The sequence below is a fragment of the Brevundimonas sp. genome (assembly GCF_041648115.1).
Classification (GTDB): Bacteria; Pseudomonadota; Alphaproteobacteria; order Caulobacterales; family Caulobacteraceae; genus Brevundimonas.
This window is the reverse complement of the sequence record NZ_JBAZPR010000026.1, coordinates 1-15,259: the sequence shown is the minus strand read 5'-3', so window position 1 is coordinate 15,259 and position 15,259 is coordinate 1. Positions and strand designations below refer to the sequence as shown.

Sequence of the window (15,259 nt, the reverse complement as noted above, 5' to 3'; positions counted from 1 at the left end):
TCCCACTCGATCCTTCAATAGACCAGAAGGCGCTGATTTATCAGCGCCTTTTCTCTCATCCGCGCACCATACCGCGCGAGCTACCGTCACTTGGACAGCGCTTTTGAATTCATTGGTGAAATTCGACGTAATAAAATTCTAGTGATGTCGCCATCTATCGGCAGGCAACTCTGCTTCAAGACCAACCAGCACCGCTATGACAAGCGAATAGGTAGTTGGACTATACCGTATCATCAAACCGACAACAGACGCCACTGAAGCCGGTTGATACCGTCAGTCTCGCTTGGTCGAGTTGTTCAAAGACTCCGACGCCTGCTCCGGAATTGTCACCTCAACACGAAGACCGCCTCCTGGTGAGCGCAAGAACTGCACCTGTCCCCCATGGGCCTTCACAGTGGCGAGGACGATAGAGAGGCCCAGACCGCTCCCTCCGGAAGGGGCATTCGACGCGCGGAAAAAACGCCGTCCCAAACGATGTAGATCCGAGAAGGCCACGCCCGCTCCGTCGTCCTCGACGATCAAGTGGCCGGAAGTCGGGTCGTAACTGATCAGGATTGAAGACTTTGCGTGCGCCTGTGCGTTGGCGAGCAGATTGGCGGCCGCTGCCCCGAAGCGATCCGGATCCACATTCAGCAGGGCGTCACCTTCGACGATCGACACCCGGGAATCGCCTTCCGCTCCCGCAAACAGCGATCGGAGCGTCACCCAGCGGCGATCTTCGTCGCTAACCGGCATCTCGTCCTCGCGCGCCAGGGCGAGAAGCCCCGTGACGAGGCGGGCGGTGCGATCGACAGAGGTCTGAATCTGCTCCAACGCGCGGCTTCGAACGGCAGGGTCCGAAGACGACGCCGCAATCTGCGCCTGGACACGCAGGCCCGCCAGAGGGGTACGCAACTCGTGCGCGGCGGCGGCCGTGAACTCGGCCTCGCGACGCCGCGCTGCGCCAAGGCGAGACATCAGATCGTTCAGCGCCAGGGCGAAGGGACGGAGTTCGCGGGCGTCCGGCGATACGTCCAACGCCGTCAGGTCTTCCGCATCCCGTACCGCAAGGCTGCGGGTCATTTGTCGAATAGGGGCCAGCCCCCGCCCAACCGACCACCAGATCAGCACGCCCAGCGCCAGCAGACCGAGGACCGCCGGACCGATCAAGGCGGTGACGACATTGCCGACCAGGTGTTCGCGAACGGCCAGATTGTCCCCAACCATCACCCGAAAACCGGCGTCACGATCATGCACCGTATAGACGCGCCAGCGCTCGCCCCGGATCGTGCGCTCAGAAAATCCGTCGCCCCCTTCCGACAATCGCTCCGCAGGCGCGCTTTGGGACCGACCAATCAGATCGCCTTCCAGTGACCAGATCTGGCAGGAGAGCTGACGGTCATAGACATCGGCGGCCCCGGTGTCCGGAGCCTGGATCGCCGGGCGCACGCTGCCGGCCTGCATCAAGGACGAAACCATGCGGGCCGACTCCATCAGGCGCCGGTCCAGCACCCGTTGCACTTCGGCCCGGGTCTGGATTTCGACCCAGACGACCGCGCCGCCCCAGACCAGGGCGGTCACGAGCGCGAGAGTGACGAACAGACGCAGGCGGATCGAGCTCATTGCAGGGTGTATCCCACGCCGCGGACGGTGCGGATGAAGCCGGCTCCCAACTTGGCCCGCAGATAGTGGATGTGCACTTCCACGGCGTTGGAGCCGATCTCCTCCTGCCAGCCGTACAGGCGTTCTTCCAGCTGACTGCGCGAGAGGACCTGTGCGGGCCGTTCCATCAGGGCCTCCAGGATAGCGAACTCACGTCTCGAAAGGGGCAGGTCCCCCTCTTCACGCCAAGCCAGACGCGACTTGGGATCGATGGTCACCCCGCCGTGGCGCAAGGCGGGGGTCGAACGTCCGAGCAGGCGACGCCGCACCGCGCGCAATCGCGCGGCCAGCTCGTCGAGATCGAACGGTTTGCCGACATAATCGTCCGCGCCGGCGTCCAGACCCACTATGCGGTCCCGACTGTCATCGCGCGCCGACAAGACCACCACGCCGACATCCATGTCGCGCTCGCGAACGAAGCGCAGCACCGAGAGTCCGTCGCCGTCGGGCAGGCCCAGATCCAGCACGACCGCATCAAACGCCGAGCTTTCCAGCGCCGCGAGGGCGTCCTCGACCCGCCCAACGACCTCGACCGTCCAGCCAAAGGCGCTGAGCCCGACCTGGAGGCCGTCAGCGAGAACGGGATCGTCTTCTATGGCGAGCAATCTCATGCGGTGTGACGTGCAAGCTCCGGCTTAAGCCTGACTTAAGCTCGCTTGCCGACGAGATGGCCATGAGGTTTTTCCGCCGACTACTGCCCACCGCTCTCGCCGTCCTGTCCTTCGCCCTGCCGGGTTCGGCCTTGGGTCAGGCTCCGCTTTCGCCTGACAAGGCCTTCGCCCTGACGGTGACGCGTGAGGCTGACGGCGATCTGGCCTTCGCCTGGGACATTGCGCCTGGCCATTATCTCTATCGTGACCACACCGTCGCCAGCACGCCGGGCGGGAAGGAGTCTCTGCCGCTGGAACTGGCCGCCGGCGAAACCAAGGACGACCCGGGCTTCGGCGTCGTCGACGTCTGGCACGACGCGGGTCGCGCGACCCTGTCGGCGCAGACGTTGACGCAGGCCGGCGAGCCGACGTCGGTCAACATCACCTATCAGGGCTGCCTCGAAGACTCGATCTGCTACCCGCCGATGACGCGCACCATCGACGTGCCGACCCGGCCGCAGTCCGACGTGGCCGCGCGGGAGGCCGATGCGCAGACCGCACAGGCCGCGGCCATGCTGGCGATCCAGGCGCCGGGCGCTGCACCCGCGCCCGAGAACGACGAGGGAGCGGCGGCGCCTTCGCCGGTCGCGTCATCGCCGGCGGTCACGCTGGACGCCAACCCGGGCTTCGTCGATCGCCTGGCGCTGCAGGGCGGGGCGACCTGGGTCCTGCTCGCCTTCTTCGGTTTCGGCGTGCTGCTGGCCTTCACGCCCTGCGTCTTTCCCATGTATCCGATCCTGGCCGGCGTCATCGGACGCGGCGTGGACGGGCGCGGTACGCGCCGAGGCCTGATGCTCTCGGTCGCCTATGTGCTGGGCCTTTCCATCGCCTTCGCCCTCCTGGGCGTCGCGGCCGCCTGGTCCGGACAGAACCTGCAGATGGCGCTCCAGTCGGTTTGGGCCGTCGGCGCTCTGGCTGTCGTCTTCGTCGTTCTCGCCGCCTCCATGTTCGGCGGCTTCGAGTTGCAACTGCCCTCGGCCTGGACCAGCCGCCTGTCCCGCGACGGCGGCGACGGCCGGCGGTCCCTGCCCTCAGCCGCAGGTCTGGGCTTCGTCTCCGCCCTTATCGTGGGCCCGTGCGTCACCGCGCCCCTGGCGGGCGCCCTGCTCTACATCGCCCAGACCGGCGACGTTGGGCTGGGCGCGGCGGCCCTGTTCTTCCTGGGCCTGGGCAAGGGGGTGCCCTTGATCGTGTTCGGCACGGTCGGCGCGCGCTTCCTGCCCAAGGCCGGGCCGTGGATGGACCGGGTGAAGATGCTGTTCGGCTTCATCTTCCTGGGCATGGCCTGGTGGCTGGCCAGCCGCATCCTGCCGCCGACGGCGACGCTCGCTCTCGGCGCGGCGCTGGCGCTCGGTCTGGCGGCGGCTCTCGGCCTGTTCCAGCCGCTCAGCCCGAACCTGAGAAACGGCGTCGCCCGTGTCGCCGGCCTGGCGGCCGCGACCTGGGGCCTGTTGCTGCTGGTCGGCCTCAGCCTCGGGGCGGACGACCCTTGGCGTCCGCTTGAGCCCCTGGCGCGTCCCGCTGGACTAGCAGCCGCCGCGCCGGTCGAAACCGCAGCGGTCGTGCTGGATCAGACGGCGCTGGACCGCGCCGTCGCCGATGCCGGCGCGCGCGAACGTCCCGCCCTGGTCTATTTCACCGCTGACTGGTGCGTCAGCTGCAAGGTGATCGAGCGGACGGTGTTCGAGGACCCCGCCGTCATCGCCGGCCTTTCGAACACCGACCTCATCAAGGTCGACGTCACGCGCAGCACGCCCGAGGCGCGCGCGCTTCTTGAGCGGCACGGGGCGGTCGGGCCGCCGACTATGATCTTCCTTTCGCCCTCGGCGACCGAAGCGCCGGGCAGCCGACTGATCGGAGAGATGTCGGCCCAAGATGTCGCATCCGCCTTGCAGAGCGCCGGAGCCGCCGCATGAACGCCATCACCCTGGGCCCGGTCGTACTGTCCGGCGAGCGGTTCGCCATCATCGCGGGCGTGTTCGTCTTCATGATCGGCGCCGGACTGCTGGCCAGCCGGGTCAGCCCGCGCTTCAATCTGTGGAGCACGGTTCTGGTCTTCGGCGGTCTGGCCGCCGCCCGCCTCGGTCACGTGGCGACGCACTGGGAGTATTTCGGGGCCGACCCGTGGCGAGCGCTCGCGATCTGGCAGGGCGGGTTCAGCTGGATCTGGATCGCGCCGGTCGTGATCCTGGCCACGATCCTGCTGCTGCGCACGACGCGCGAACGTGCCTGGGCCATTGCGCCTGTGCTGGCCAGCGCCCTGGTTTGGACCACCGCCCATCAGTTGGCCTCGGCGACGCAGCCCATGGCGCCGCCCGCCCTGACCCTGGCCGCGATGGACGCCCCGCCAATTGACCTCTCCGCTCCGGGCGACCGGCCCACGGTGATCAATCTCTGGGCCACATGGTGCCCGCCGTGCCGACGAGAGATGCCGGCTTTGGCCCAGGCCGAGAAAGCCCATCCGAATGTGCGCTTCCTCTTCGTCAACCAGGGCGAGGGCGAAGCCGGCGTTCGGGCCTTTCTTCAGAGCCAGGGGCTGGCCCTCGACCATGTGCTGTTCGACGAGGCCATGGCGGTGCCGCGCCACTACGGCACGGCCGGCATTCCGGTGACCCTGTTCCTCCACGCCGACGGCCGTCTGGCCAAGGCCCACATGGGGGAAATCGCCCCCGAACAGATCGCGACCGAAATCGCGCGTCTGCACTGACCCTTCGCCTCACGGAGCTTCCATGAACCGCACCTTCGCCCCTGCCCTCGCCGCCGTTCTGGCGCTCGCCGCCTGCGGCCCCGCCGACGCCGACAACGGCGCGGCGCCCGCCAATCCTTCCGCAGCCTCTGGACAGGACATGCCGGCCATCGCTCAGGTCGGATTCAACGATCTGCTGCGCGACCCAGCAGCGCCCTTCATCGGCGCCGAAAACGCCGATGTAACCATCATCGGCTTCGTCGATTACAACTGCCCCTACTGCAAGAAGATGCAGCCGGAGATCGACGGCCTGCTGAAGGCGGACCCCAAGGTGCGCGTCCTGTACAAGGACTGGCCGATCTTCGGCGACGTCTCGGAGACCGCCGCCCGGACCGCCCTCGCCGCCGGTTATCAGGGCAAATACGAGGCCGTCCATAACGCCTTCATGCTGTCGCCGTCGCGCATCGGCGACCAGGCGGACATCACGCGTCTGGTCCAGTCGGCCGGCGTGGACATGGCGCGCCTGAATCAGGACCTGGCCGATCACCGCGCAGACATCGACGCGGTGCTCGACCGAAACGGCCGAGAAGCGGCGGCCCTGGCCCTGCAGGGCACGCCCGCCTTTATCATCAACGGCAATCTGATCCCCGGCGGCATGCCCCAGGCGCAACTCGAAGCCGTGATCGGTCGTATCCGCTCCGGACAACCGCTGCGCTGAGACTGACCATGACCACCCTGACCCTGCTCCAGCTGAACGACCTGCACGGCTATCTCGAGCCGCATCCCGAACTGGTGCGCACCGAAGGCGGCTGGCGGGTCGAACGGCTGGGCGGGGTCGCCCGCATCGCCCGTCTCTTCGAAGAGGCGCGCGCCGAAGGTCCGTGCCTGACCCTGGATAACGGCGACACCTTCCATGGCACGCGGGTCGCCGTCGCGAGCCGGGGCGAGGCGCTGGTTCCGATCATGAACGCCCTGAAGATCGACGCCATGACGGCGCACTGGGAGTTCGCCTATGGCCCGGCGGGGTTCAAGGCTTTGGCGGCGCGACTGGAGTATCCCGTCCTGGCCGCCAATGTCTTTCGCAAAGATGACGGCGCGCCGGTGTTCGACGGGCGATGGGTGTTCGAGCGCGGCGGTCTGAGGATCGGCGTGATCGGCCTGGCCTGCCCTATCGTCGACAAAACCATGCCCCCCGCCTTCTCTGAAGGCGTGCGGTTTGAAATGGGTGTGGCCGAAGCCCGGGAGCAACTGCACCAGCTCCGCGAGGAGAAGGTCGATCTGGTCGTCCTGCTGTCCCACCTGGGCTTTCCGCAGGATCTCAAGCTGGCCGCCGAGACGCCGGGCGTCGACGTGATCCTGAGCGGCCACACCCATAACCGCCTGCACGAGCCGGCCCGCGTCGGCGACACCCTGATCATTCAGTCCGGCTGCCACGGCGCCTATATCGGCCGGCTGGACCTGGAGATCGCAGACGGCCGCGTGTCCCTGCGCCGCCATCGGCTCATAGCCGTGGACGCTGGCCCCCAAGACGATCAAGTCGCCGGCTTGGTGGAGACGGCCCTGGCTCCCGAGCGGGAACGTCTGGCGCGCGTCATCGCCCGCACGGCCATCCCCCTTCACCGCTACGCCATGGCCAGCGCGCCGATGGACGACGTCCTGCTGGCGGCTGCGGCGCAGGCGGCGGGCGTGGACATCGCCTTCTCGAACGGCTGGCGATACGGCGCGCCCGTCGCACCGGGCCCGGTCACTCTGGGCGACCTCTACAATATGGCGCCGATGAACCCGCCCATCTCGCGCACGACGCTGACCGGAGCCGAGTTGAAGGCGATGCTGGAAGAGAATCTTGAGCGCACCTTCGCCGCCGACCCCTACGCGCAGATGGGCGGCTACATCAAACGCTGCCGGGGCCTCACGGCCTTTGTGAAGCTGGAGAATCCCAAGGGGCAGCGCCTTGATCGCCTGCTGGTCGGGGACCGCCCTGTCGAGCCGGAGGCGGACTATCCGGTGGCCTTCGTCACCGCCCAGGGGGTGCCCGAACGTTACGGGCGAGACCGCCGGACGCTCGACATCGACACTGTGGGCGCGCTTGAATCCTGGTTCGCCGACCATACGCCCGGCGAGACCGATCTGCCTGCGAGCGTCCTCATCATATGAAGGAACACCTTATGGACTCCGTCGCCGCCCGCGACTTCTGGAACAGCCGCTATGACCGCCAGGACTATCTGTTCGGCGAGACGCCCAACGCCTTTCTGGCCGCTCAGATCGCGCGGCTCCAGCCCGGCATGACCGCTCTGGCGGTCGCCGATGGCGAGGGGCGAAACGGCGTGTGGCTCGCCGAACAGGGTCTGGCCGTCACCACCACGGATATCGCCCCACGCGCGATCGAGAAGGCCCTCGCCCTGGCCGAGCGACGCGGGGTCACACTGGACGCTCAGGTGGCGGACCTCGAGACCTGGGCCTGGCCGCAGGACGCCTTCGACGTCGTGGTCGCCGTCTTCATTCAGTTCGCCCCGCCTCCCCTGCGCGACCGAATTTTCGAGCGTATGAAGGCGGCCGTGAAGCCTGGCGGCCTGATCCTGCTGCAGGGCTATCGGCCGGAACAGATCGCCTATGGAACGGGCGGCCCGGGGCAGGTCGAGAACCTCTACACCGAGGCGCTGCTCCGCGACGCCTTCGCCGACTTCGACATCCTGCATCTGAATAGCCACGACAGCGACGTCTCCGAAGGCGCCGGCCATAGCGGCCGGTCCGCCCTGATCGATCTCGTCGCCCGCCGTCCCTGACCCCCAGCGCCCGCACACCGGAACCCGCCATGAAAACCCTCCTCCTCGCCCTGTCCCTGGCCGCCTCCCTGGCGGCCTCCCCAAGCTTCGCCCAGGCTGTCTCTGGCTTCGGCGGCTTCAAGCCCCTGCCCGAGGCCGGCGAACAGGCGGATCCGTCGCGCGTCTATCGGGTCATCTTCGACGTCTCCCAGGGCGGTCCGGACGACAGGCCGCTGAAGGGGCTGGATCGCGTTGCGCGGCTGGCGAATATGCTGGCGGCGGGCGGCGTGGACGCCGACCAGCGTCAGATCGTCGTCGTGTTACACGGCGCAGCCACCCCTGCGGTCCTGTCCGACGCCGCCTGGGCCGCGCGAGGCAAGGGCGACGCCAATCCCAACAGCGCCCTGATCCGCAGCCTCATCGCCGCCGGCGTCCAGGTTCGGCTGTGCGGCCAGGCCATGGCGGGGAACGGCATCGCGCAAGCCGACCTCGAACCGGGCGTGAGCGTCGATCTCGCCGCCCTGATGACGGTCATCCACCACCAGCAGGCTGGATATGCCCTGGTTGTGAACTGACGGCTCGGCATAGACGGAACCTTCCCTGGCCATAAGAACTATTATTTTGTGTAAGTGTGTATGTAAGTGTTCAATGGGGCGTCTGAAGGAGACATCGACATGACCGGACTGCCCCGCCTCAACGAACCCGCCCCCGACTTTCACGCCCGCACCACGCACGGGGATCGCAGCCTGGCCGATTACCGCGGCAGATGGCTGATCCTCTTCTCCCATCCGTCGGACTTCACCCCGGTCTGCACGACCGAGTTCATCGGCTTCGCCAAGCACGCGGATGAGTTCGCCGCCATGAACTGCGAGCTCCTGGGGCTCTCCATCGACAGCATCTTCTCGCACCTGGCCTGGACCCGGAACATCAAGGAGAAGTTCGGCGTCCAAATCCCTTTCCCCATCATCGAGGATCTGAAGATGGAGGTGGCCCAGGCCTACGGGATGATCCACCCCGGGGCGGCCGACACCTCGGCTGTTCGCGCCACCTTCCTGATCGATCCGGAAGGCAAGCTGCGCGCCATGGTCTACTATCCCATGAGCAATGGCCGCAGCATCGAAGAGTTCGTTCGGCTGCTCACCGCGCTCCAGGCGTCCGACGCCAACGGGGTCGCGACGCCTGAGAACTGGCGCCCTGGCCAACCGGCTATCGTCCCTCCGCCCAAGACCGCCGAGGCGGCCGAGGCTCGCGCTTCCGAGGGTTACGTCTACACCGACTGGTATTTCTCGACGCGCGACCTCCCCGACGCCCCGAAAGCCGCCTGATCGGACGCTGGCCGGACCGCGCAAGCGGTCCGGCCCTTTTCTTCGCAAACCAAACGGAGCCATCATGCAGATCATCGACCACGGCGGAGCGCGCATCGCGGCGCTCCACGACAAGAAGACCGGCAGTTGGCAATATGTCGTCTCCGACCCGGTCAGCCGCAAATGCGCGATCATCGATCCGGTCTGGGATTTCGACGAGAAGGCGGCGGCGACCTCGACCCGCAACGCCGACGCCATCCTGGACTACGTCAAGGCGGAAGGCCTGACGGTCGAATGGCTGCTGGACACCCATCCACACGCCGATCACTTTTCGGCCGCGCCCTATCTCAACGAGAAGCTGGAGGCTCCAACCGCCATCGGCGAGAAGGTCATCGGCGTCCAGAGGTTGTGGAAGGACATTTACGGCCTGGACGACGAATTCCCGACCGACGGTCGCCAGTGGGACCGTCTCTTCCAGGCCGGTGATACGTTTGCTGTCGGCGACCTGACGGGGCGGGTCATCTTCTCCCCAGGCCACACCCTGGCGTCCATTACCTATGTGATCGGCGGCAACGCCTTCGTCCACGACACCCTGATGATGCCCTATGCCGGCACCTCGCGCGCCGACTTTCCGGGCGGCGACTCCAAGGTCCTCTACCGAAGCATCCAGGACATCCTGGCCCTGCCCGAGGAGACCGGCGTCTTCGTCGGCCACGACTACGGTCCCGATGGCCGCGAGCCCGCCTGCTTCAGCACCGTGAGAGAGCAGAAGGCGGACAACATCCATGTCGGCGGCGGACGCGGAGAGGCGGATTTCGTGCGGCTTCGCGACGGCCGGGATGCCACCCTTCCCCTGCCGAACCTGATGCTCTACGCGCTTCAGGTGAACATCCGCGGCGGGGTGCTGCCGCCACCCGCCGAGGACGGCCGCATCTATTTCAAGATCCCCGCCAATCACTTCGCCCCGCCCCAGGAGAACTCTTGATGCGTCCTTCCACCCTGGCCCTGGCCGCCCTTTTGAGCACGACGGCCCTGGCCGCCCACGCCCAGACGCCCGCCGATCCTCTTCATGTCTACGGTCCGGGCGGCCCCGCCCCCGCCATGCGCGAAGCGGCGAAGGCCTATGAAGCGCGCACCGGTCGCGCCGTGGCCGTCGTCGCCGGACCCACGCCCCAATGGCTGGACCAGGCCAAGGCGGACGGCGACCTGATCTTCTCCGGCTCCGAGACGATGATGACCGACTTCGTCAGCGCTCTGGAGGGCCGCATCCGCGCCGAGGCGGTCGAGCCGCTCTATCTGCGCACCGCCTCCATTCTCGTTCGCCCGGGAAATCCGAACGGCATCGGCGGCCTGGAAGATCTCTTCCAGCCGGGTCGCCGAGTCCTGGTCGTCAACGGCGCGGGCCAGAACGGCCTGTGGGAGGACATGGCCGGTCGCACCGGCGACATCGCCAAGGTGCGCGCGCTGCGTCGCAACATCGTCGTCTACGCCCGCAACAGCGCCGAGGCCCGACAAGCCTGGATCGACGACCCGACGCTGGACGCCTGGATCATCTGGGGCATCTGGCAGGTCGCCAATCCGGACCTCGCTGATGTGGTCGAGGTCGAAGAGCCCTATCGCATCTACCGCGACGCCGGCGCCGTTGTGACCGAGACCGGCCGCCAGGACGCCGACGCCCAGCCGTTCCTCGAATTTTTGAAGTCCGACGAGGGGGCCGCCATCTTCGCGCGTTGGGGCTGGCGGACCGGCCAACCTTAAGCCTGCCTTAAGGTGAACCCCGCGGTGTCGGCGGCATGGCCAACCGTCGCTCCTGTACCTTGAACCGCCGACACCTGCTCGCGGCGGCCGCAGCGCCGCTCTGGCTCTCGACGACCGCGCGAGCCGTATCGGCGCCCGCCGCGTTGAACATCACCGCCCTGACCGCAGCCTTCTACGCCGCCCGCGGCGGACGCCCTGCCTGGGCGGGGCCAGCGCGCCGGCAAGCCATGGACGCCTTGGCCCTGGCGGACCGCCACGGTCTATCCGCGCCCGACGGTCTGGCCCTAAGTGAAGCCGAACTGACCCAGGCCGTCCTGACCCTGGCCGAGGCGCTCGCCCATGGCCGGGTCGACCCGGCATCGGTGGAGACGCTTTGGGAGATGGGTCGCAACCAGGTCGATACGCCGCCGCTGCTGGCGACGGCGGTCGACGACGGAACGTTGGCCGAGACGATGGCGGGCCTCGCGCCCCAGGACCGCGGCTATCAGGGCTTGTGCGACGGCTTCCTCCGCTATCGCGCCATCGCCGACCGCGGCGGCTGGCCGCCCTTCGCCCTGGGCGCGACGATCGAACCGTTTGCGTCCGACCCCCGTCTTCCCGCCCTCCTGCCGCGCCTTCGGGTGGAAGGCGATCTGAGCGACGCCGCCGCCGCGATGATCGGCCCGTCTGGCGGTGACTACGGGTCGGTGCTGCAAGAAGCCGTTCGGGCGTTTCAGGTGCGCCACGGTCTGGAGGCAGACGCCCGCATCGGCCCGGCGACCCAGCGGGCGCTGTCGATTTCGGCCGAGGCCCGTGCCCGCCAGATCGCGCTCAATCTGGAACGCCGCCGTTGGCTGAAGCGGGACGTGGCCCCGGAACGGATCGAGGTGAACACCGCCGCCTCCATCATGGTCTACTGGAAGGACGGTCGGCCCGTGCATTCGATGCGGGTCGTGACGGGTGACGCCGACAATGCGACGCCCAGCCTCGAACGGCCCTTCGCCTCGGTCGTCGCTAATCCGCCCTGGACGGTGCCGACCTCCATCGCCCAGCGCGAGATCCTGCCGCGTGGCGCCGGCTATATGCGGGCGAACAACATGACGATCCAGAACGGCATGGTGGTTCAGCGCGCGGGTCCGAATGCCGCCCTGGGCCAGGTCAAGTTCGAGCTTCAGGACAGCTACGCCATCTTCCTGCACGACACCCCGTCTCGGGGCGCGTTCGACCACAGCTTCCGCCATCTCAGTCACGGCTGCGTGCGGGTGCAGGACGCCGTCGGCTTCGCCCGCCTTCTCCTGGCGCCCGACCCCGAGAGGCTCGCCCGCTTCGACGCCGCGCTGGACAGCGGCCAGACCGTCCGTGTGGCGACCGGTCGGCCGATCGACGTGCGCCTACTGTACTGGACCGCGTTCCTGGACGGCCAGGGCCGCGTCGCCTTTCGCGATGACATCTATCGTCGCGACACCCGTCTGGCGGAGGCGTTGGGCATCGCCCTGCACCTGCCGCGGCCCGACGACCGGCGCGCCGATGCGGACGACGTCGGCCCCTGACGGCTATTCGGTCGTGCGGCCGTCGAAGTGCTCGTGGTCGGCGGAGGCCTCTTCCACCGTCGCGTGAACCGTCCCGTCGAGATGCTCCGGCGGGCCATAGAGGGTGTAGAGCCGAAGCGGCTCGGACCCCGTGCTGACCACATTGTGCCGGGCGCCCTGAGGGACGATGACCCCGTCGTCCGCCTTCACGGCGTGACGAACGCCGTCGATCCAGATTTCGCCCTCGCCCGCCTCGATGCGGAAGAACTGGTCGCGGTCGTCGTGGACCTCTTCGCCGATCTCCTGACCGGGCGGAATGGCCATGAGGACGAGCTGCAGATTGTGGCCGGTGTAGAGAACGCGGCGAAAGTCTGTGTTCTCTTCCGTCAGACGTTCGATATTGTCGATGAAGCCCTTCACGAGAGTCTCCTGTGCGGGTTGGCCGTCAGCGACGTGCGACGGCGGTGATGCGCGCGAACTGAGCCGTGTCGCCGCGCGCCGGCGTCGATGGGCGGGGCGCCGGGGCGGCGACGCGGGCGCCGACCGCCTTCGCATCGCCGCAGAAGATTTCGTACAGCATGCCCATCACCGCCTGGGCCCGCTCGTCGGCGATCGAATAGAAGATCGAGCGCGACTGACGACGCGTCTTGACCAGACCGTACTGGCGCAGCTCAGCCAGCTGCTGGGACAGAGCCGGCTGTTTGATGCCCAGGTCCGCCTCGAGCTGCCCCACCGAACGTTCCTCCTCGGCGATATGGCACAGGATCAGCAGCCGGTTGGCGTTGGCCAGCTGGCGCAACAGCTCTGCGGCCTCCGGCGCCTTTTCCTTCAACCGCTCCATGGCGGCCGCTTGATCGTCGGTCATGCGCGGCGCTCGCGATAGTACCAGGGCGCATCGCCTTCACCGTCGGCGATGGCGGCGTCCAGGGTGGTGGCGGCCGGCTCCAGCAGAGCGTCGCCGGGCATCCAGCCCGCCGGCGTGGAGGCCGCCTCGCGGTCCGAGGTCTGCAGGGCGGTGACGAGACGTAGCAGTTCATCAACCGAGCGGCCGATGTTCATCGGGTACCAGCTGATGGCGCGCACCACGCCTTCGGGATCGATCACGAAGGTGGCGCGCACCGTCGCGCTGTCGCTCGAGCCGGCGTCCACCATGCCGAAGGCGTGGCCGATGGCCATGGAGGGATCCTCGATGATCGGGAACGGCACCTTCACGCCGAAGCGGCGATAAATGTCCTTCAGCCAGGCCAGGTGCGAATACAGACTGTCGACCGACAGGGCCATCAAATCGCAATCGATCGCCGCGAAGGCGTCCGACTGCCGGGCCAGGGCCACGAACTCGCTGGTGCAGACCGGCGTGAAGTCCGCCGGATGCGAGAACAGCACCAGCCAGCGGCCGCGATAGTCGCTCAGGCGCTTTTCGCCCTGCGTCGTGCGCGCGCTGAAGTCCGGCGCCGTGTCGTTGATGCGCAGGGCGCGCATTGCGGGGGGATAGGCGGCTGGCCCGGTGTCGATCGTTTCCATAGCCGCAAGCTAAGCGCTTCCCACCGTTTCCGCTACATTAAAATACATACTTGCACGAACCATGAATGGGTATATGTGTTGAGTCACCGAAACGGAGACACGCCATGTCCTCGCCCATCCCCGATCCCGCCCGCGACCACGCCGCCGACATCGTGCGCGCCGCGCTGGGCAATCCTCGCCAACGCCCTGTCGTCAGGTCATTCTTCGACGAGGCCACCTTCACCGTCAGCCATGTCGTGCGCGATCCCGGCTCCGACGTCTGCGCCATCATCGACAGTGTGCTGGACTACGATCCAGCGTCCGGCCGCACCGCGCACGACTCGGCCGACGCCCTCATTGATTACGTGAAATCCGAAGGTCTCACGGTCCAGTGGCTGTTGGAGACCCACGCCCACGCCGATCACCTGTCGGCGGCCCCCTATCTCCAGGAAAAGCTCGGAGGGCAGCTAGCCATCGGCCATGAGATCCTCACCGTCCAGGCGGTGTTCGGCAAGATCTTCAACGAAGGGACCGACTTCCGCCGCGACGGCAGCCAGTTCGACCATCTGTTCAACGACGGCGACGGGTTCGAGATCGGCGGGCTGAAGGCCACGGTGCTGCATGTGCCCGGCCATACCCCTGCCTGTCTGGCCTATGTCATCGGCGACGCTGTCTTTCCCGGCGACACCATGTTCATGCCCGACTACGGCACGGCGCGCTGCGACTTCCCCGGCGGCGACGCCGGGACCCTGTACCGCTCGATCCATCGCCTGACCTCCCTGCCGGACGAGGCGCGGGTCTTCCTGTGCCACGACTACAAGGCGCCGCCGGGCCGGACCGAGTTCGCCTGGGAGACCACCATCGGCGCCCAGCGCACTGGCAACATCCATATTCGCGACGGCGTCAGCGAGGACGAGTTCGTCGCCATGCGCACCCAGCGCGACGCGACCCTGCCGATGCCCAAGCTGATCCTGCCGTCGGTCCAGGTGAACATGAACGGCGGCCGCCCGCCCGAGCCCGAGGACAACGGGGTGCGCTACCTCAAGGTCCCGCTGAACGCGCTGTGAGGCGAGACCCTAATGCTTGAGCCCCTCCCCTTCGTCTGGCACCTGGCCGGCGGCCTGCTGGTCGGCCTGTCCGCCGGTCTCTACCTGTTGCTGAACGGGCGCGTGGCCGGAATCTCCGGCCTGACCGCTGCGGCGACCGGCCTGTCGAAAGGCGCGCCGCGTACCCTGGCCCTGCTTTTCATCGCCGGCCTGCTGGGCGGCGCGGCCTTGGCCTCGGCGCTGATCCGCAGGCCCGAGGTGCAGATCACCTCGGACATCTGGCTGCTGGTGCTCGGCGGCCTGATCGTCGGCTTCGGCACCCGCTGGGGCTCGGGCTGCACCAGCGGCCACGGCGTCTGCGGCCTGGCCCGCCTGTCGCCCCGCTCCATCGTCGCCACCGGCGT

The 15,259-nt window shown here is 67.6% G+C and carries 17 protein-coding genes; 12 read left to right on the top strand and 5 right to left on the bottom strand.

Annotation, left to right across the window (positions count from 1 at the left end):
• Positions 1 to 273: 273 nt before the first annotated feature.
• Both WC597_RS16655 and WC597_RS16650 read right to left on the bottom strand, forming a co-directional pair.
• Positions 274 to 1,602, bottom strand: a complete 1,329-nt coding sequence (locus WC597_RS16655) for an ATP-binding protein (protein ID WP_008261954.1) — start codon at positions 1,600 to 1,602, stop codon at positions 274 to 276.
• Positions 1,599 to 2,252 carry a response regulator gene (locus WC597_RS16650; protein WP_372695133.1) on the bottom strand — a complete coding sequence of 218 codons (654 nt, stop codon included), beginning with the start codon at positions 2,250 to 2,252 and terminating at the stop codon, positions 1,599 to 1,601. Before WC597_RS16650 ends, WC597_RS16655 begins: the two co-directional genes overlap by 4 nt.
• 62 nt (positions 2,253 to 2,314) lie before the next feature.
• On the opposite strand from WC597_RS16650, the gene dsbD reads away from it, so the two are divergent.
• The 10 genes from dsbD to WC597_RS16600 all read left to right on the top strand — a co-directional run bounded on the left by dsbD (position 2,315) and on the right by WC597_RS16600 (position 12,330).
• Positions 2,315 to 4,207, top strand: coding sequence for a protein-disulfide reductase DsbD (gene dsbD / locus WC597_RS16645; RefSeq protein WP_228184666.1), 1,893 nt, complete (start codon positions 2,315 to 2,317; stop codon positions 4,205 to 4,207).
• Positions 4,204 to 4,998 (top strand): TlpA disulfide reductase family protein, encoded by a 795-nt coding sequence (locus WC597_RS16640; protein ID WP_228184665.1) that lies wholly within the window; start codon positions 4,204 to 4,206, stop codon positions 4,996 to 4,998. Before dsbD ends, WC597_RS16640 begins: the two co-directional genes overlap by 4 nt.
• 22 nt (positions 4,999 to 5,020) lie before the next feature.
• Positions 5,021 to 5,695: a DsbA family protein gene (locus WC597_RS16635; RefSeq protein ID WP_316627557.1), complete on the top strand. Its 675-nt coding sequence runs from the start codon at positions 5,021 to 5,023 to the stop codon at positions 5,693 to 5,695.
• 8 nt (positions 5,696 to 5,703) lie between these two features.
• The gene (locus WC597_RS16630; RefSeq protein WP_228184663.1) at positions 5,704 to 7,131 is read left to right on the top strand and encodes a bifunctional UDP-sugar hydrolase/5'-nucleotidase; all 1,428 of its coding nucleotides are present in this window, start codon (positions 5,704 to 5,706) and stop codon (positions 7,129 to 7,131) included.
• Between the two features lie 11 nt (positions 7,132 to 7,142).
• A complete protein-coding gene (locus tag WC597_RS16625; RefSeq protein ID WP_040349367.1) occupies positions 7,143 to 7,760 on the top strand; it encodes a cyclopropane-fatty-acyl-phospholipid synthase family protein in 618 nt (205 codons plus the stop codon).
• A 29-nt stretch (positions 7,761 to 7,789) separates the two neighbouring features.
• Positions 7,790 to 8,314 carry a DsrE family protein gene (locus WC597_RS16620; protein ID WP_008262231.1) on the top strand — a complete coding sequence of 175 codons (525 nt, stop codon included), beginning with the start codon at positions 7,790 to 7,792 and terminating at the stop codon, positions 8,312 to 8,314.
• Positions 8,315 to 8,413: 99 nt separating this feature from the next.
• A complete protein-coding gene (locus WC597_RS16615; RefSeq protein WP_040349365.1) occupies positions 8,414 to 9,064 on the top strand; it encodes a peroxiredoxin in 651 nt (216 codons plus the stop codon).
• 64 nt (positions 9,065 to 9,128) lie between these two features.
• Positions 9,129 to 10,028, top strand: coding sequence for an MBL fold metallo-hydrolase (locus WC597_RS16610; protein ID WP_372695128.1), 900 nt, complete (start codon positions 9,129 to 9,131; stop codon positions 10,026 to 10,028).
• Entirely contained in the window at positions 10,028 to 10,801 is a 774-nt protein-coding gene (locus WC597_RS16605; protein WP_008264236.1) for a substrate-binding domain-containing protein, read from the top strand. The genes WC597_RS16610 and WC597_RS16605 overlap by 1 nt, the downstream gene beginning before the upstream one ends.
• Positions 10,802 to 10,860: 59 nt before the next feature.
• Positions 10,861 to 12,330: a murein L,D-transpeptidase gene (locus tag WC597_RS16600; RefSeq protein ID WP_372695126.1), complete on the top strand. Its 1,470-nt coding sequence runs from the start codon at positions 10,861 to 10,863 to the stop codon at positions 12,328 to 12,330.
• A 3-nt stretch (positions 12,331 to 12,333) separates the two neighbouring features.
• On the opposite strand, the gene WC597_RS16595 is transcribed toward WC597_RS16600, so the two are convergent.
• The 3 genes from WC597_RS16595 to WC597_RS16585 are packed head-to-tail and all read right to left on the bottom strand — an operon-like array spanning position 12,334 to position 13,830.
• A complete protein-coding gene (locus WC597_RS16595) occupies positions 12,334 to 12,729 on the bottom strand; it encodes a cupin domain-containing protein (RefSeq protein ID WP_219354426.1) in 396 nt (131 codons plus the stop codon).
• A 25-nt stretch (positions 12,730 to 12,754) separates the two neighbouring features.
• Positions 12,755 to 13,174 (bottom strand): metalloregulator ArsR/SmtB family transcription factor, encoded by a 420-nt coding sequence (locus WC597_RS16590; protein WP_008259045.1) that lies wholly within the window; start codon positions 13,172 to 13,174, stop codon positions 12,755 to 12,757.
• Entirely contained in the window at positions 13,171 to 13,830 is a 660-nt protein-coding gene (locus tag WC597_RS16585; protein WP_292036998.1) for a peroxiredoxin, read from the bottom strand. The genes WC597_RS16590 and WC597_RS16585 overlap by 4 nt, the downstream gene beginning before the upstream one ends.
• Before the next feature lie 104 nt (positions 13,831 to 13,934).
• Between WC597_RS16585 and WC597_RS16580 the strand changes: the two genes are divergently transcribed.
• Together WC597_RS16580 and WC597_RS16575 are read left to right on the top strand one after the other, a co-directional pair.
• Complete coding sequence (locus tag WC597_RS16580; RefSeq protein ID WP_228184659.1) at positions 13,935 to 14,876, top strand: MBL fold metallo-hydrolase; 942 nt, start codon at positions 13,935 to 13,937, stop codon at positions 14,874 to 14,876.
• 12 nt (positions 14,877 to 14,888) lie between these two features.
• Positions 14,889 to 15,259 (top strand): YeeE/YedE family protein (locus tag WC597_RS16575; RefSeq protein WP_372695123.1); only part of this gene is annotated, 371 nt, incomplete at its 3' end.

What these genes read in the sequence shown, in the direction of transcription:
- WC597_RS16655 (WP_008261954.1), bottom strand. Translation starts at nt 1,602, where the DNA reads ATGAGCTCGATCCGCCTGCGTCTGTTCGTCACTCTCGCGCTCGTGACC.
- WC597_RS16580 (WP_228184659.1), top strand. Translation starts at nt 13,935, where the DNA reads ATGTCCTCGCCCATCCCCGATCCCGCCCGCGACCACGCCGCCGACATC.
- WC597_RS16625 (WP_040349367.1), top strand. Translation starts at nt 7,143, where the DNA reads ATGGACTCCGTCGCCGCCCGCGACTTCTGGAACAGCCGCTATGACCGC.
- WC597_RS16640 (WP_228184665.1), top strand. Translation starts at nt 4,204, where the DNA reads ATGAACGCCATCACCCTGGGCCCGGTCGTACTGTCCGGCGAGCGGTTC.
- WC597_RS16590 (WP_008259045.1), bottom strand. Translation starts at nt 13,174, where the DNA reads ATGACCGACGATCAAGCGGCCGCCATGGAGCGGTTGAAGGAAAAGGCG.
- WC597_RS16610 (WP_372695128.1), top strand. Translation starts at nt 9,129, where the DNA reads ATGCAGATCATCGACCACGGCGGAGCGCGCATCGCGGCGCTCCACGAC.
- WC597_RS16650 (WP_372695133.1), bottom strand. Translation starts at nt 2,252, where the DNA reads ATGAGATTGCTCGCCATAGAAGACGATCCCGTTCTCGCTGACGGCCTC.
- WC597_RS16605 (WP_008264236.1), top strand. Translation starts at nt 10,028, where the DNA reads ATGCGTCCTTCCACCCTGGCCCTGGCCGCCCTTTTGAGCACGACGGCC.
- WC597_RS16615 (WP_040349365.1), top strand. Translation starts at nt 8,414, where the DNA reads ATGACCGGACTGCCCCGCCTCAACGAACCCGCCCCCGACTTTCACGCC.
- WC597_RS16620 (WP_008262231.1), top strand. Translation starts at nt 7,790, where the DNA reads ATGAAAACCCTCCTCCTCGCCCTGTCCCTGGCCGCCTCCCTGGCGGCC.
- dsbD (WP_228184666.1), top strand. Translation starts at nt 2,315, where the DNA reads ATGAGGTTTTTCCGCCGACTACTGCCCACCGCTCTCGCCGTCCTGTCC.
- WC597_RS16630 (WP_228184663.1), top strand. Translation starts at nt 5,704, where the DNA reads ATGACCACCCTGACCCTGCTCCAGCTGAACGACCTGCACGGCTATCTC.
- WC597_RS16585 (WP_292036998.1), bottom strand. Translation starts at nt 13,830, where the DNA reads ATGGAAACGATCGACACCGGGCCAGCCGCCTATCCCCCCGCAATGCGC.
- WC597_RS16635 (WP_316627557.1), top strand. Translation starts at nt 5,021, where the DNA reads ATGAACCGCACCTTCGCCCCTGCCCTCGCCGCCGTTCTGGCGCTCGCC.